Source organism: Halobacillus sp. BAB-2008 (genome assembly GCF_000328325.1).
GTDB lineage: Bacteria > Bacillota > Bacilli > Bacillales > Halobacillaceae > Halobacillus.
Window position 1 is genome coordinate 1 of sequence record NZ_ANPF01000013.1, and the last position, 15,905, is coordinate 15,905.

Consider the following 15,905-nt stretch of genomic DNA (forward strand, 5'->3'; position numbering starts at 1 on the left):
TTTGAGACTGCCATTCCGTTTTTGTTCCGTCCGCATCTCGCGCAGCTCCCGTTGTAAATGTTCACTCTTTTCCTTTTCCTGTTCCAATAATGTTTCATATTGGCGTTTTTGTTCATTCGTCAACTTCTCTAACTTGGCATGGGTTTTCTGTGAGAAATTCCCAACACCGGAGCTGATGACATGATGATCCTGCTGAAGACGGGAGACCGTTGTTTTCAACTGTTCCATATCTTCCTTCAACTGCATATTCACTTCACGGGTCGCAGCAAGCTCTTTCGCCACAAGCGTCAGCAGTTCTTTCAACTGGGCAGGATCCTGCAGGGAACGGCTGTCCGTATCCGCCACTGCAATTTGTGTTTCATCATAACCGGACAGGCGTTCCTCCAGCTTTTTGACAAGCTCTTTCGCTTTCTCATCCTTCGGCAGATCCGTATCACGGATGTCCATGAGTGCCTCAATATCAGACCGTACGAAAATTCGTCTGTCTCCATCTTTGAAAAACTCATATCCATTCCGTTCCAATATTTGTCCGTATTTCCGTACAGTCGTCGTCGCGATTCCGACTTCTTCTGCCACTTCTTTCGTGGAGTAAGCTCGTTCGTTCGGCTTTATGTCATGTCGCATTTCGGGCCCCCTTCGTCCTTGTACAAATGGTCAGGATGGCCATATCGGCAAGCGCTATGCTCTCCCTGACCACTCTAGTTACACTTTCTATTATTATATCACGTGTATCGCTTAGCGCTATAAGCGATACGATATTGGACGAAGGTATCATTCCCGTTCTTCACAATGCCTTCCATTCCGTCTCCAGCTTCGCCTTACCACGGACAAAAGTCCGCAGAACTCCTTTACTGGATCGGTAGACTTCCGCCTGCATGACACTCGGCCTTCCCATCTCTCTCCCTTGATGGATAAGATAGGTTTTCCATTCAGGGGCTTCCGTATCTCTTCCATCCTGCATAGATAAATACGCTCCCAGGGCGCAGGCAGCGACACCGGTTGCAGGGTCTTCCAAATACCCGGCTCTGTTTGGGAACTGTCTGGCCTGGACTTCCCCGTCCGCCCTGAAGGTGAATGGATAGAATCCAGACGTTTGATAACGGTCGCACAGCTCCCACATGTATTTGAAATCCGGCTGGAGACTTTCTAATATACCTTCTCTCTTCAAGGGAACTAAGAGTTTCTGCCTGGATGTAGACACCGATTGCAAAGGGAGATCAGCTGCCAGATCACTCTTGTTGATTTGCAGCGCCCTACACACTTCTTCATAGGAGGGATTCGTATCAGCAATTACCGGCTTGTACTGCTCCACTCGCACCGTATAGCCGTCTTCCTTTTTCGTCCAATCCACATCAACGACCCCGACCCCCGTCTCAATCTTCACGGTTGGAGCAACCGTATCCTCACGATTCAAAAGGACCGTCAAGGCACCGATCGTTCCATGGATACACATCCCAACTTCCTTAGAGGGCATGAAAAACCGGAACCGCCAATCATGGTCTCCATGCTCAGCAGGAAGGACAAATGCTGTCTCCTGACCGAAGTGAGCGGAAAAATCCATCATCTCCTCCTCTGTTAGATGATGGGCATCCAAAACCACCGGGCAAGGGTTCCCTCCCCGTTCGCCGTCATGAAATACTGTCGTATGTATAACTTCCGCCGTCATTCTATCACCTCACCTTTTTCTCCAGTTTACTATGACAGGCCAATGGAAGGAACGCATATGCTTCCGATCGATATAAAAACAGTCTGTTTTCAAAGTCGCAGGAAGAAGACCGTTGAAAACTTATACGCTTAAATAAAGGGAAATAAAAGCACTCCATATATGAACAAGAAAAGAACGAGAAAATCATTTCTTTGAGGAGCAAGATCGATCTTTCTTTACGTATTCTAATGGGAAATGAGACGCTTCCCCGGTGCCCGTCTCCCCGCTTACCTATCCCTTCTTCAACTAGTAAAAAATCCCGTCTTTTTTCAAAGACGGGATTCGATCACTCGTCAAAGGAAAGATTCATCGGCTCTTCCTGCATCTCTATGTGTAAGTTCATATTCGTCGTCGGGACATGCTCATCCACAATATCGAATTGAAAGGCATCCATCCATACCTTGCCAACACCAGAGAGGATGGTTCCTATAGATATGACGGAAGCGGTGTTGGGGACATCGAGAACGATTGAATAATGGTTCCAGTTCTGCGTTCCAGTAATTTTGCGGTCGGACATGTTATCGAACTGCAGCACTTCCCCCTGAGCATTGTCCACCCTCATCCACATTCCAGCGTAAGATTCAACATGCTCCGTTTTTATAAAACCACTTAGTCGAACACGTTTATCCAAGTAGTTTACTGCCTTGAACTGCTGCATTAATGTAGCGAAATCCCCCTCCGATGGATAAGAGGTTCCGGAAATAGATGTAAGATAGGCCGAACGATTACCTTCATGGATCTCTTTGTCGTCCCGCCCTACTTCATAATTAGCAGGTTGACCCCCACTTAAAAACCAACCATTAATCGGCGAAATCATTTCCACTGCATCTTCTCCTTTTTGTTCGAAATATGTGGCGAATAATTTACGAAAGCGTCCGGGAGGCAATCCATAAAGCTGCTTAAACGCTCTGGTGAATGCTTCCTGACTCTCGAAATGACAGGAAAAAGCGATATCGATAATCGGAGCATTCGTATGAAGCAGACAGCGCGAGGCCTCAGTAAGTCTTCGTTTCCTCATATACTCGGATATACTGACACCCACCTCTTTTAGGAACTTTCTGTGAAAGTGATAAGGTGAATATCCCGCATACGCAGCTACCTCTTCCATGGATACACCTTCTTTCAGCCTTTCTTCCATAAAGGCGATACTCTTCTGAATGATTGACGGCTCCGGCACTGCTCCTCCCCCTTTCTACTTCTATTTTATCGCTTAAAAAACTGTTTTTTTTGACATTTCCTGCTGTCTTTTGAGAGACGCAGCTGCTTGTTTTGTTGGGTAACAGCAAAAGTTCCATTGATTAGCATACGACTGTTGGATATAATTGATAATAAATCTCAATTACAACAGAGGAGTTTTTGCTGTGCTTTCACGATTTTTTTCCTACTATAAGCCATATAAATGGCTGTTCATCCTCGACTTCAGCTGTGCTGTTCTTGTCGGTATTCTCGAACTTGCTTTTCCGCTGGCTGTTAATCAGGTCATCGACCGCCTCCTTCCTCAGGAGAACTGGACGATCATCCTTTTAGCCTGTCTTGGATTATTACTGATTTATTTGATTAATACCGGCCTTCATTACATTGTCACGTACTGGGGACATAAGCTTGGGATAAATATTGAAACAGATATGCGTCAGAAATTGTTTTCCCATATGCAGAAATTATCCTTCGGCTATTACGATAACAACAAGACGGGACACAGCATTTCCCGGCTGACGAAGGATCTCGAGGAAATAGGAGAAGTTGCCCACCATGGTCCTGAGGATATCTTCGTCGCCTTCATGACCCTGCTGGGTTCCTTCATTCTCATGCTTACGATTAATTGGAAATTGGCCATTCTGTCATTCATTGTCATCCCGCTGTTGATCATCCTTGCCATCTATTTTAATAAAAAAATGACGGTTACCTTCCGGCGTATGTTCCATAACGTGGCGGAAATCAATTCTCGTGTCGAAGACAGCATCGGGGGCATCAGAGTCGTCCAGGCCTTTGCTAATGAAAGTCACGAGCAGAGCAAATTCAAACAGAACAACGAGCAGTATCGGACGACGAAACTGCAGTCTTACAAGATTATGGCGCAAAACATTACCGCCAACTATGTCTTGATGCGCCTTGTCACCTTGTTCACTTTATTATTCGGGACATACTTCGTCATATCCGGAGAGTTGACGTATGGTGAATTTGTAGCCTTCATCCTCTTGGCGAACATTTTGATCGGTCCGATTCAAAAAATCAATGCCGTTATCGAAAGCTATCCAAAGGGAATTGCCGGATTTAAGCGGTACACAGAAGTGATCGACACCGCACCGGATATCGCAGACCGTCCGGGCGCAGCCGCTAAAGATCTAAAAGGGACCATACGATATGAAGATGTCACCTTCGGTTATGAGGGGTTGGACCCGGTATTAAACGGAATCAACTTAACGATTGATTCCGGAGAAACTGTCGCTTTTGTCGGGCCGTCCGGTGCCGGTAAGACGACGTTATGCAGCCTGCTTCCGAGGTTTTACGAAATTTCGGATGGAGGGATCACCGTAGACGGAACCGACATCCGTGACATTCAGCTGACATCACTACGCAGTCAAATTGGAATCGTGCAGCAGGATGTTTTCCTGTTCTCCGGGACGATCCGCGAAAACATCGCCTACGGAAATCTGGATGCAACGGATGAAGAGATTATGGAAGCATCCCTACGAGCAAGGCTGGACGACTTCATTCAACAGCAGCCTCATGGACTCGATACTGTGATCGGTGAACGAGGCGTTAAGCTTTCCGGCGGCCAAAAACAGCGTCTCGCCATCGCCAGGATGTTCTTGAAAAACCCACCGATCCTTATTCTCGATGAAGCCACATCAGCGTTGGATACGGAAACGGAAGTAGCCATCCAAAAGTCATTGGATGAATTGACGGAAGGCAGAACGACACTCGTCATCGCCCACAGGTTGGCGACTATTAAGAATGCCGACCGTATCATGGTCGTAACGAAAGATGGTATTGCAGAGCAAGGAAGCCACAAAGAGCTGCTTGCAACAGAAGGTATATACAGCCGCCTTCATGAAGCACAGTTCGGCTGAAGGCTTTAGCTGCACAAAAAATGCCGGACCAACAGGGCCCGGCATTTTTTATTAGATATTCACTTTGACTTCTGCTTTTTCACGAAGATCGTCTACAATTTTCTGAGTCGCTTCGCTTTCTTTCTGCTGTTTGAGAGACTGCTGAATTTGAGGTTTCACGTCTTCATAAGCAGGAACTTCCTGCTTGGTTTCTGCGTCCTCTTGACTTTTCTTCATGTCATCGTAAGCTTTCTTCACTTCTTCTTCCGAAGGCTCTGTATCTCCAGCTTCTTCTGCAATCAGCTTATCGACTTTCACCTGAGTTTCCAATTGGGACATGACTTCTTTTTCATCCATGCCGCCGTTGTCTTTCAGCTGCTTCATGAAGTCTTCTTTATCTTTCACTTGAGGCTGCTGTTCGACGATTTCATCAATTCTTTTGTTAATCTCTTCTTCGGACGCTGTCAGTTCACGATTATCCGCTTCTTGAATCAGCAGTTCCTGACCAACCATGCTTTCTGCAAGACTCTTCTTCAGTTGGTCCTGATCCAGCTCCTGTCCTGACATTTGTGCCTGCATGGCTGCCATTTGGAACTGACTCTTATACGTGTTTTCAAATTCTTTCTTCTCGATCTTCTCACCGTTCACTTCTGCCACAACGTCAGGGATATTCTTCAAATCCGGCTCCGGTGCTTCCGCTTGTTCCGAAGATTGTTTCTCTTTATCTTTATCATCAGATGATTCACTATTGTCGCCACATGCCGCGAGCAATCCGACGAATGCAGCAAGTACTAATGCCAATAACCATTTCTTATTCAATGTCATGTCTCCTTTGCATCATTCTGCTAGTCATTGTAACATGTCCCGTTCCATTGTAAACATATTCGAACCGCTCCTGCTTCAGCGTGACATTTTTGTAACTATCACGAACCTTGTCATACCGGGTTTCAAAGCAGGATGATTACGCATATTGTTGTAAATATGTAAAAAATGTGGGACGCGCCTTTTCCTATTATATACCAAAAGGAGCCTTTCCATTTGGAAAAGCTCCTTTCTTTTTATTGGATGCCGACTGCGTCGTACGCCTGGTTAACGGACGTGACCTCCTGGGAGCCCTCTCCGTAAAGATCGATCGCCGATTGAATGGCTGCTTGTCTCATCATGCTGAAATCGGAAGTCGCTGTTAAATATTTCGTTAAGGCACGGTAGTAGATCTGCTCCGTGGCGTCGCGCCCTACTCCTTCAACCTCGATATCATAGTGCGTACCGCCTTCTGCAAGGAGATACGCCGCTTTGTTATTGATACTCGAATTGATGTGAACGCCTCCGTTATCCAAATCGCCTGTGTACAATTCGCTGTAGTGATCCGGATATCCTCGATCCGGATAGAATGGATGTGGAATAGAGGACGGGTCTTCCATAGAACGAAGCGGCTCACCGTCGACGCCTACTTCTTCCCCCATCAACCAGTCGTCCCGGTCGACCATCGCTCCGAAAATGTCCGACATCGATTCATTGAGTGCCCCTGGTTCATCCTGATAAACAAGATCCGCAGACCGGTCTGTGACAGCATGCGCCAATTCATGGGCAATGACATCGACTGCTCCGGAGAATGGAAGGTATGTTTCCCCGTCACCGTCGCCGTACATCATCTGCACGCCGTTCCATGCGGCATTATTCCACTTATCTCCGACATGGACAGAAGAAATCATCCGCGCACCTTCGTCATCAAAGGAATCGCGGTCGAAGGTATCTTTGAAGTAGTCATAGACAATGCCGGCATTCTTATGGGCACTGACCGCAGCCGGATCGCTGAAGAACTTATGGTCGCTTGTCACTTCATCTCCATGATAGCCCAACAGCTGGGAGAATAGATTGAAGAGGAACGGATCCATATTTAAAGCGTCAAATGTGTGGATGCCATCGCCCCTCGTTTCATCGAACAAGTAATAGCTTCCCTCTTCGTAAACGGCTTCGAACATTGCCTTGTCTCCATTTACTTCTTCACCGAACGCTTTGACATGGTCGATGGCATTATAATGGTTCACAATGTCACCTGTTTTAGCGTCAACGAAATAATGGAAGTATCCCGGTGCCGGCTCAGAAGTGGAGGCTTTCACTAAGAACGCAAGGTGGAAATCACCTTCATATTCATAGAAATACAAATCACTGGACGGCTCCGCATCATATGCTTCTACTTTTCCGATTTCGTCCTCAATGGAAGCCTTGGCAATCTCTACTGCTTCCTTATCCGTCAGTTCCGGTTTGGAATCCAGCTCTTTCGCTTCCAGATTGGGAACGACTTGACCAAAGAAAGCCTGCACTTCTTTCTTATCGTTCAACGCCACCGTCTGATGTGCCCCATATACAGGTACGCCGTCATATTGTTCGATCAACCTTACATGGGATGTCCCGTTCTCTTCATCCTTTAAAGTATCAAGCACTTGGAAGTTGTCCTTGCTGTTCCCTTTCAGCTTAAACAAATCATTCTTATAGTTCAGATAAGAAAGAGCGATGCTTTCGACTGTTGCTTTCTCACTGGAAGCCGCCTTCATCTTCGGCATTTCCCACTTTTCTATGATATACGATGGTGTGCCGTAGGTATCATTGTTCTTCACCTTCGCTGCCTCTTCTGCAGAGACGCTCCCTGCTCCGAAACCGAAACCACTTAAAGCCAGTGTCAAGGCCAGTGTCGACGTAACGACTCGTTTCTTCATTCCATCACTCCTCGATTTTTTTAAAAGAATGGCTGGTATTCATTTATTCGTGATCGACGCCGTCTTCCTGATTCGCCTGGAATTTCCATGTGAGATTCATGCTGTCACCCTGGAACACATTCTGGTCCTCTCCATTATCGACGAATTCAAATTGCACCCAAAGTGTGTCTTCTGCACCGACATCAAGTCCCCCGCGCTGCTTCCATAGAGGATCAAATACGTCTTTAGCTACTGTATCTGGATCCATCGCTTGGAGCTCGCTTAAAGTCGTCTGAAATACAGGCTCGCTCTCCTTGTCCCAGTTCCAGAGGAAGTTCACCCGGATATGATCTCCCATATCTTCTCCGGCATTATCACCGGCAGCATCCGTCACACTGTAGTCTGTCAGTAGATTGATAGACTTGATATCAAGCGTTCCTTCGTTACCCAGTTTAAATTCACGAAGCACCGTATCGCCGGGCTTCAAATTATCGATATCAACGATAACCTCAGGATCCACGGAAACATCCAGTGTCCCTAACCCGAATGTGTTACTCGTCTCTTCCGTATCACTGAAATACGCATATGTCCCTCCTCCCATCAAAGATAGACCTAAAGATGCAGTCACCACACCAGCACTAACCTTCTTGAAAAAACTCATGACATCTCCTCCTTATATGATTAGACTCTTATGTAGAAAAACATAAGAAATGGATCACCTTTGTGCAGGTTCTGTCTGTTCATGCTGTTTCTTGAAATCAACTACGGCTTTTCTAAAAGTCAAACCGCCGTATAAGAACAATAGGATACCTGGGACGAATAGCAGCAAAGCCGATCCCATTTTGGACCCGGCATAATTAAGGACGAAGCCGAGGTAAGGAATTGTGAAACCGGTATAGGAGCCAAGGACATTCCCGGAAAGGACTGGATCGAGATCCGCGCCGTCGTTATTGTCTCCCTGCGTCGTGTACAAAACATCCCCGCCTGCCTCCTGTACGTCTATCACCCGGTGTGTGACGACCTGCTCCTTTTTATCAATGAAAGTAAGGACGTCCCCTTCCTTATAAACAGACGGATCTTCCGTCATTTCAATCGCGATCACAGACCCGGTCTGAAACGTCGGTTCCATCGATCCTGACAGCACCGTCTTCATTTGATAGCCGAATAGTGTAGGCTCGCCGCCGCTCGCCTTGACCGCAATGACGACGATTGCCAAAGCAACAATCAAACCAACAGCCGTCACGGATAACGTCTTATAAATCATGCGTAATGCCGTTTTCATGAAGCATCCTCCTTTTCCTTCTCTTCCTGTAATTCACCTTCCGTCGTTTCCGTATCTGCAGGGCTGTCTGTTTCTTCTGTCTCCATGTTTTCTGTATGGGATGGCTCCGCCTCTGCTTCCGTTTGCTCTGTCTCAACCGAAGGCTGTGATGGTGATTTTTCCTTTTCTTTTTCCACTTCCGTTTCTTTCCGGCCCTGAACTTCCTGTTGTTCTTTTGCCTTTTCCTGTTCTGCTTTCTTTTTCTCTACTTCCTTCTGTCGCTTCTCTTCTTCCTCCGCCTTTCCTTTCTCCTCTACCAGCGCTTGTAAGGAACGGCTGTCCATTTTGGCGTACTCCATATGGAGGGTGTCTAAGTCCATAAGTGCTTCCGACACATAGTCGATATCATCCTGCCCTGCCCAAGCATGGAGAGCCTTCTCATACAAACTCTCGTAAACATCGGCTGCCCGTTCAAACTCCTGCACACTTTCCTTCAATTCTGCCAAAGAATGGTCTGCGGCCTGTATATCATCGTATAGAGACGCAGCTTGCTCGTATGCTTCCCTGATGTCCTCCACCGTCTCCTGAGCAGCTTCCGGAAAAACCGAAGCCGTTTCGATCGTTATAGATCGTTTCTCATAATCATGGAACGAAGCTTCTGTACCGGATACCAAATGAGCTGACAAGGAGAAGAACATGGGTATGTATAAAACAGGGAGGATCAGAGGAACGATCTTGCTTCTTTGTTTCCGTTTCATAAGAACCTCCCAAACTCTAATGTCTTATATCTATCATCCTCTACATTCCTCGACGTTACCATTCGCCATCCGGTATATTTGCATACGACATAGGTTGTAAGACGGATCTATACCAAAAGTAGTAGCCTGCTCCAAAAAAGAAAAAACCCTCCATAAATGGAGGGTCACTCAAAAGATTCTATCGGCAGCAGCAACTGATTCCTGACTGCATAGAGGATCGCCTGAGAACGACTTTTCACCTGAAGCTTCCGATAGATATTACTGATATGAATTTTCACTGTTTTATCGCTGATAAACAAGGAGTGTGCTATTTCTTTGTTCGTAAAGCCTTTGACAAGCTCCTGAAGTACTTCCTGTTCCCGCTGTGTAAGCGTAGAGGGCTTCTTTGTATGACGGCCGCCCGTTTTATCTGTTAACAAATGGGCCGTCATGGAAGGAGGGATCACGCAGTAGCCTTTGTACACGTTTCGGACTCCGTGGATCAGCTCTTCACTTGATGTTTCCTTCAATAAATAACCGGAGGCCCCCGCTTGCAGTGCTTGCTTCAAATACATTTCTTCATCCTCAATCGTCAGCATCAACACTTTCATATCAGGGTATTCATCCCTTATAAACCTGGTAAGCTCAATCCCCGACTCCTCCTGAAGATGGATGTCCATCAATAGAATATCCGGTTGGACAATCGGCACCTTCCTTCTTACTTCCTCCGCAGTACCTGCCTGAGCAACGACTTCCATATCCTTCTCCAACTGGAAGACAAGGGCGATTCCATCACGCAGCACAGCATGATCGTCTACAATCATTACTCGAATCATCTTTCGTAAAACCTCCCATAGTTAGACAAAATCAGATCCTTCTCTTTCCATCATTCGACATAACGAACAATCATTCATCCACTTCCCTCTTAAAACAGAAGAGCACCTGCACAACGTTTTAGGAGGGTTTAGACGTATCATGCACCTACCCTAACCTCTATGTATGATACATATTTTACCATCAGGTATACATTTTTTCTACTGCCTGTGTAATATTTCGTTCTCAATCGCGTTCATCTAGGAACTCCAGCTTATACAGGAGTTCCTATTATTGACTAAGCGCACACTTTTTCAGTAGAGTCCACACTTTTTCACTGGAAAGCGGAGGGCTGAAATAATATCCCTGGTACTCTTCACATCCGACTCCTTGTAAATATTCGAGCTGCTCGAGTGTTTCTACCCCCTCTGCAATGACAGAGAGATCAAGCTTGGCAGCGATACTGATAATAGCATCAACGACCGCACGTTCCTTATAGTTTTCATTTATCGTCTGTATAAACGATTTGTCGATTTTCAGGGTGTCGAGCGGGAAGTCTTTAAGATAGCTGAGAGAAGAATATCCGGTACCGAAATCATCCAAAGAAAGAGTGAACCCCCGTCGTTTAAGTTCATGCATGACGGGAATCGCGGTTTCAGAATCCTGTACAATAGATTCCGTTAACTCAAACTCCAAGTGTCGGGGAGCCATTCCCGTTTCTTCCATCACTGTTTCTACAACCTTTAAGAAGGAGGGCTGGCGAAACTGAACCGAAGAAAGATTGACTGCAATCCGTTCTACTTTATACCCTGCGTCCACCCATTTCTGAAATTGAACACAGGCCTCCCGCAATACCAGTTCCCCCAAAGGAATGATGAGCTTCGTTTCTTCTGCAATAGGGATGAATTCAGCCGGGGATATCATACCCATATGCGGGTGACGCCATCTTACTAATGCTTCAAATCCAATCACATCCCCCGTACTGACCTTAATCTGAGGCTGATAATGAACCTCTATTTCGCCTCTCTCCACTGCTTTTCTAAGACCTGCTTCCAGCTGTACTTTCCTTGAAATCATGGCACTGATTTGATTCGTGAAGAAGACACATTGGTTTCCACCGCTTTGCTTCGCCTGATACATCGCAGTATCGGCATGCTTCAATATAAGCTCCGAATCATGTCCATCTTTCGGAAAGAGCGAGATTCCAATAGATACAGACATGTAGATTTCCCGGTCATCAATAAGAAATGGCAAAGCCATTGCTTTCATGATGCTTTCAGCCTTCCTGCGGGCTTCTCCCTCAGAAGGCTCCGGTAGAACAACGACGAATTCATCTCCACTCTGCCTGACAAGTAAATCCTCCTCGTCGAGACAGCCTCTCATCCTTTCGGCCGTTTCGCTCAGAAGTAAATCACCGATCCTATGACCATACACATCGTTCACATGTTTGAAGCGATCCAAGTCAAGGAACATGACAGCCGATGAAGCATCGCTCTTTTCCTTCTGCATGGATTCAAACAAATATTCATACAACGCACGACGGTTTGGCAGCTGAGTCAAATCATCCTTGAAAACGAGCTCTTGTATCCTTGCATGAGCTTCCTTTCTTTCGGTTATATCGCGAATGATGCCTATGTAAAAGACCTCTCCATGGTCATCGATCTTAGCCAGTGACAATTCGACTGGAAACGTATGGCCGGCTTTATGCAGCCCCTCCAGCTCTACTGTCCTTCCGATTACTTGAACCATCTTAGAAAGGTCACCTTCTTCGTAGGGACCCGGAGTGAGCTTCCGAAGACTTTTTCCGTACATATCTTCTTTTCTGTGACCGAAAATCCGTTCCGCAGCCCTGTTCCAAGAGAGGACACGACCCGACGCATCCGAAGTGATCACCGCATCGTTCGCTGACTCCACGATGGACTTGTACATCTGATTCGCCAAATGAAGACGGTCGGTCGTGGACTCCATCTTCGTATCAAATGCAATCAACTTAATGAGAAAACCGATGGTCGCCATGACACCAAAAGCGATACACAAACCGAGAAGAGTCGGATCGATCACCGGTACTGCGGAGGAAATTTTTTCTTCCTCCATTGGATGGAAAGAGGCCGAATACATTCCTGTATAATGCATGCCGGAAATGGCTGCTCCCATGCCTAAAGAACTTCCCCACCATTTTAAATTGGTATAGTCGGCTTCTTCTCTCTTTACGTTCGCAGAGATCGTAAATAATTGGAGTGCAGCAAAAGAGGCAGCCAATGCGATACCAATGGATAGAGCGACCCAAAGGGGGTCATACTCAATACGCATCCCCATTTCCATCGCGTCCATCCCTATATAATGCATGGAGACGATACTCAGTCCGATCAGGACACTCCCCAAGATATGATGAAACCATCTTCTCTCTTTCCTGCTGATAAGATAGAAGGCGAGAAAACTGGAGAATATTGCTGCTATAACACTAAGCGTTACTCCCCATGCTTTATAGGTAACGACCATATCCATTTTGTACGCGAGCATGGCGACGAAATGCATCGACCAAATACCCACTCCGAAGGTCAAACTTCCGATAAGCAGCCACTTCCAACGGACAGCTCCTTCCGTCTGCATCATCCTCCTTACGAGGAGCAGTGCTGTATATGAAGACAGAATGGAAACGGCGATGGATAAGACCACCAGCCACCAATTATACTGTCCCAGTATTTCTTCATGCATGAACTTTCTCCCCTTTGCTTCCCGATCCTGCATACCAGGTATATATTCCTATTATACATCAGCATCCGAGAAATCGGCCAAAGTTCCTCCTTCTTCTCTTCCCACCTTATGAGAAAAAAACAAACCCCGAACGGAGTGACCGTTCGGAGTTTTTCATACGCTGTTATTTTATGATTTTATCCGCATAGACCGTTGGGGCGATTCGGGCCTGGGCAATGAGGACAGGCCACCAGAACGGACTTCCCCGCCACCCGTTCTCTTTCTTTCCTTCCTGTCTCAACATCAGGAGTGCGGGGGAGCTTTCCGCCACTTTTCTTGCCAATGCAAGCTCTCCGCTGCCTTTACCTGGGGTATCCGGAGAGTTTTCGAACTTCCCATCCTTCTTGAACCGCTTCACCTGCCGATGAGTGCGGGATAACAACCATACATAGTCACCGTTATCGGATTCTGCACAAAGGTAATCGATCAACGCTTCATACTCATCCAGGTGGAACGTGTACCCTTCTTCCATTTCCAGCGTTTCATACACAATCCGAAGCATCTCTTTAGCTTCGGATTTACGGATGAGGAAGGCTCCGTTTTCTTCCCGGACAGCAGACGCCTTCGCCTTATCTATCAGCTTGTCCAAAGTATGAATATGCTTTTGAATATTCGTTTTGTATCCCGTCTGGAAGCCTGTCGGAAGGATCCTTTTATGCGGTTTGATCATTATCAGACTGGAGAGCATGATCTTATTAGGGCTGCAAGGCAGGATCTCTTCCTTTCCATCCCTTTGTATGAAGACAACGCCCTGCTGATGTCCGCCTTTCTCAAAGACACGGCGCAGCTCTGCGTCAAATTCATGAATCCTCTTCATCACATCATAAATCTTTACCGTCGTATAGAAACGGGTAACAGCAAGATCTGCGACAGGACGGGCTCCGTACATTCTTGAATGTTGGAGAACCGTATCCTGTTGAAAAGATTTCGGGTTCCTTCCATAGAAGAAGCCGATCAAATGATGAACGGTCACTCCACGGTCCAGAATCTGTCCACCAATAAAAATGTTCATCGGGGCGCGCAGCTGCAATTCTCCCTGATCATCAAGCAAATCACGGATATCCCTTTCCGAGTTGACGACACTGCTGACCAGATGCTCCTCAAGCAGGGAATGGCGTACCTCTTCATAAATATCAGGAAACTCAGGAACCGGATGCTTCTTCAACTTACTTACGGAACGAATGATTCCGTCAAAAGAGGTGCGGATCAATTCCCGGAACAATTCGGACTGCTTTTCCGCTTCCGCGGTCAGAAGCGTCCGGAACCCTTCCATCAATTCCGCCTGCCAGCTGTGGGCGCTTTTCCCTCGTTCCGTGTGGATAATAAAGGCATACTTCTTCCGCTTCTGCCCCATCGCCCGCTGCTGCCAGCGGCGAATGCTTGCGCCTACAAGGAAGTTCATGACGGCATGACGGATATTCGCAATAGACTTCTGGGTGAGCAGACGGTCCATCTTCACACGGCGTCCGTCCATTTTCTTCATTACTTCCAGCTCTTTCTCCTCGACCGGATGAAAAAGATAGGAAGCAAGATGACCTTCCTGCTCACTCATTTCGAAGTAGACTTCCCCTCCGATATACCGGTCGTGAACAGGGACTAATTCCGTGAACGCAGGCCGGACCGGTTCGAACACCTTCCCTCTATGAAACGTTAAGTCTTCCGGCTGCAGATAGAGAGAATACGGTGTCGCCGTTACCTGAAGAAATGCCGGTTGGGCAAGCAGCTGCCGCAGTTCATTGATTTTTGTTGCGATGACTCGCAGCTCGGTAATGTTCTGATCCCGCTTATGTTCATAGGCAACACTTGCGAAATCCGCTTCATCATCGATGAACAGTACGCGTTTTCCGGCTAGCTCCGGATACTTCTCAAGCATGGTTTCCTTCAATCGATCGAGATTGCGGGTTTCCTTTTTTACGACAAATGCCAGCTTCTGAGACCATTCATATTTAGAAAGTCGATCCGGCATTTTCATAATGTCATACACCCGCATGGCGTCCGCCTTCAGCGGAGCTTCGAACTCCTCCTCTAACCGACTGCATGTCTGTCTGACGAGCGCATTCGTTCCTTTCGTCAACAGGATGACGATATCGAATCCGTTATCATACATCAGTCCCATCACCCCAAGGAACGTCCTCGTCTTCCCGGACTGTACCTTACCGAGAAGCATACCCGGACGGCTTTCACTCGTCGTTGTGTCCAGCAGCTTCGCAGCTGTACGAACAATACATTCTCGGAACGGCTGTTTATATTTATTTTTTATATTTAAATGTTGAAAAAAATCCCCATCGGTTATCAAGGGCTTCGTCTGCAAAGGCATGTTCATTCTCCTTTTTCTCAAAACACGCCTATTATATCGTACTTTCCTGCATCGCTAAAGCACAAAGTCTACCGCTCAGCCCGAGGAAGCGTCCGCTCCTCTTCATCCAAGTCCCTTCCGAAAAGCCTGCTGACCCGCTGTTCCGCTTTCCTCTCGACCTCTTCATCAATATGGGAAATAATCTGGGAGATGGCATAGGCAATCACGGCACTGTCATCCGCTAAACCTACACCGGGTATGAAGTCCGGAATGAGGTCTACCGGAAGAATCAAATATCCGAGGGCACCCATAATCGTGAGCTTCGCTTTCTTGGGCGTTTCCGGTTTTCGGAAGGCATAATAGAGGAGCAGGCTGTAGTAGACGACCTTCGCGCCGAGGCGTCCACTGTACCGGCGCAGTTTCTCCCCATACTCTTTTTCTGAGAAATGAGCGCGCCCTTTCTCTATTGCCTGCTTCGGATTTAACTGCTTAAGCCTTTCTTTGTAACTTTTCGTGGATTTCATAGGTTTTCCTCCTCTTGGTGTACTTTTGACGAAACCCATCCTTCTTAAACCTTTCCATTCATTAATAGA

Annotated in this window: 13 protein-coding genes; 1 reads left to right on the forward strand and 12 read right to left on the reverse strand. The window is 46.8% G+C overall.

Annotated features, from left to right (window positions below):
• The 3 genes from D479_RS03730 to D479_RS03740 form a co-directional block, all read right to left on the reverse strand.
• Positions 1–624, reverse strand: a 624-nt coding sequence (locus tag D479_RS03730; RefSeq protein WP_008633813.1) for a hypothetical protein, incomplete at its 3' end; no start/stop codon positions are given.
• A gap of 160 nt (positions 625–784) precedes the next feature.
• Positions 785–1,666 (reverse strand): PhzF family phenazine biosynthesis isomerase, encoded by an 882-nt coding sequence (locus tag D479_RS19795; protein WP_008633814.1) that lies wholly within the window; start codon positions 1,664–1,666, stop codon positions 785–787.
• A gap of 325 nt (positions 1,667–1,991) precedes the next feature.
• The gene (locus D479_RS03740) at positions 1,992–2,882 is read right to left on the reverse strand and encodes an AraC family transcriptional regulator (RefSeq protein WP_008633815.1); all 891 of its coding nucleotides are present in this window, start codon (positions 2,880–2,882) and stop codon (positions 1,992–1,994) included.
• A 184-nt stretch (positions 2,883–3,066) separates the two neighbouring features.
• Here D479_RS03740 and D479_RS03745 point away from each other — a divergent pair, with 184 nt between their 5' ends.
• Positions 3,067–4,776: an ABC transporter ATP-binding protein gene (locus tag D479_RS03745; RefSeq protein WP_008633816.1), complete on the forward strand. Its 1,710-nt coding sequence runs from the start codon at positions 3,067–3,069 to the stop codon at positions 4,774–4,776.
• 51 nt (positions 4,777–4,827) lie between these two features.
• Here D479_RS03745 and D479_RS03750 read toward each other — a convergent pair whose 3' ends face one another.
• From D479_RS03750 to D479_RS03790, 9 genes are all read right to left on the reverse strand, one after another.
• Complete coding sequence (locus D479_RS03750; RefSeq protein ID WP_235601518.1) at positions 4,828–5,574, reverse strand: SurA N-terminal domain-containing protein; 747 nt, start codon at positions 5,572–5,574, stop codon at positions 4,828–4,830.
• A gap of 239 nt (positions 5,575–5,813) precedes the next feature.
• Positions 5,814–7,472, reverse strand: coding sequence for a M4 family metallopeptidase (locus D479_RS03755; protein WP_008633819.1), 1,659 nt, complete (start codon positions 7,470–7,472; stop codon positions 5,814–5,816).
• A 43-nt stretch (positions 7,473–7,515) separates the two neighbouring features.
• Positions 7,516–8,112, reverse strand: a complete 597-nt coding sequence (locus D479_RS03760) for a CalY family protein (RefSeq protein ID WP_008633821.1) — start codon at positions 8,110–8,112, stop codon at positions 7,516–7,518.
• Between the two features lie 54 nt (positions 8,113–8,166).
• On the reverse strand, positions 8,167–8,733 hold the full coding sequence (locus D479_RS03765; RefSeq protein WP_008633823.1) for a signal peptidase I: 567 nt from the start codon (positions 8,731–8,733) through the stop codon (positions 8,167–8,169).
• A complete protein-coding gene (locus tag D479_RS03770; protein ID WP_008633825.1) occupies positions 8,730–9,470 on the reverse strand; it encodes a hypothetical protein in 741 nt (246 codons plus the stop codon). Before D479_RS03770 ends, D479_RS03765 begins: the two co-directional genes overlap by 4 nt.
• Positions 9,471–9,634: 164 nt before the next feature.
• Positions 9,635–10,285 carry a response regulator transcription factor gene (locus D479_RS03775; protein WP_008633834.1) on the reverse strand — a complete coding sequence of 217 codons (651 nt, stop codon included), beginning with the start codon at positions 10,283–10,285 and terminating at the stop codon, positions 9,635–9,637.
• A gap of 268 nt (positions 10,286–10,553) precedes the next feature.
• Positions 10,554–12,977, reverse strand: coding sequence for a bifunctional diguanylate cyclase/phosphodiesterase (locus D479_RS03780; protein ID WP_193743864.1), 2,424 nt, complete (start codon positions 12,975–12,977; stop codon positions 10,554–10,556).
• Positions 12,978–13,140: 163 nt separating this feature from the next.
• Positions 13,141–15,333 carry a Z1 domain-containing protein gene (locus D479_RS03785; RefSeq protein WP_008633838.1) on the reverse strand — a complete coding sequence of 731 codons (2,193 nt, stop codon included), beginning with the start codon at positions 15,331–15,333 and terminating at the stop codon, positions 13,141–13,143.
• Between the two features lie 68 nt (positions 15,334–15,401).
• Positions 15,402–15,836 (reverse strand): YkvA family protein, encoded by a 435-nt coding sequence (locus D479_RS03790; protein ID WP_008633841.1) that lies wholly within the window; start codon positions 15,834–15,836, stop codon positions 15,402–15,404.
• Positions 15,837–15,905: the final 69 nt, after the last annotated feature.

Excerpts from the sequence above, each read along its gene's own strand:
- D479_RS03770 (WP_008633825.1), bottom strand. The coding sequence starts at position 9,470 with ATGAAACGGAAACAAAGAAGCAAGATCGTTCCTCTGATCCTCCCTGTT.
- D479_RS19795 (WP_008633814.1), bottom strand. The coding sequence starts at position 1,666 with ATGACGGCGGAAGTTATACATACGACAGTATTTCATGACGGCGAACGG.
- D479_RS03765 (WP_008633823.1), bottom strand. The coding sequence starts at position 8,733 with ATGAAAACGGCATTACGCATGATTTATAAGACGTTATCCGTGACGGCT.
- D479_RS03760 (WP_008633821.1), bottom strand. The coding sequence starts at position 8,112 with ATGAGTTTTTTCAAGAAGGTTAGTGCTGGTGTGGTGACTGCATCTTTA.
- D479_RS03785 (WP_008633838.1), bottom strand. The coding sequence starts at position 15,333 with ATGCCTTTGCAGACGAAGCCCTTGATAACCGATGGGGATTTTTTTCAA.
- D479_RS03790 (WP_008633841.1), bottom strand. The coding sequence starts at position 15,836 with ATGAAATCCACGAAAAGTTACAAAGAAAGGCTTAAGCAGTTAAATCCG.
- D479_RS03775 (WP_008633834.1), bottom strand. The coding sequence starts at position 10,285 with ATGATTCGAGTAATGATTGTAGACGATCATGCTGTGCTGCGTGATGGA.
- D479_RS03755 (WP_008633819.1), bottom strand. The coding sequence starts at position 7,472 with ATGAAGAAACGAGTCGTTACGTCGACACTGGCCTTGACACTGGCTTTA.
- D479_RS03780 (WP_193743864.1), bottom strand. The coding sequence starts at position 12,977 with ATGCATGAAGAAATACTGGGACAGTATAATTGGTGGCTGGTGGTCTTA.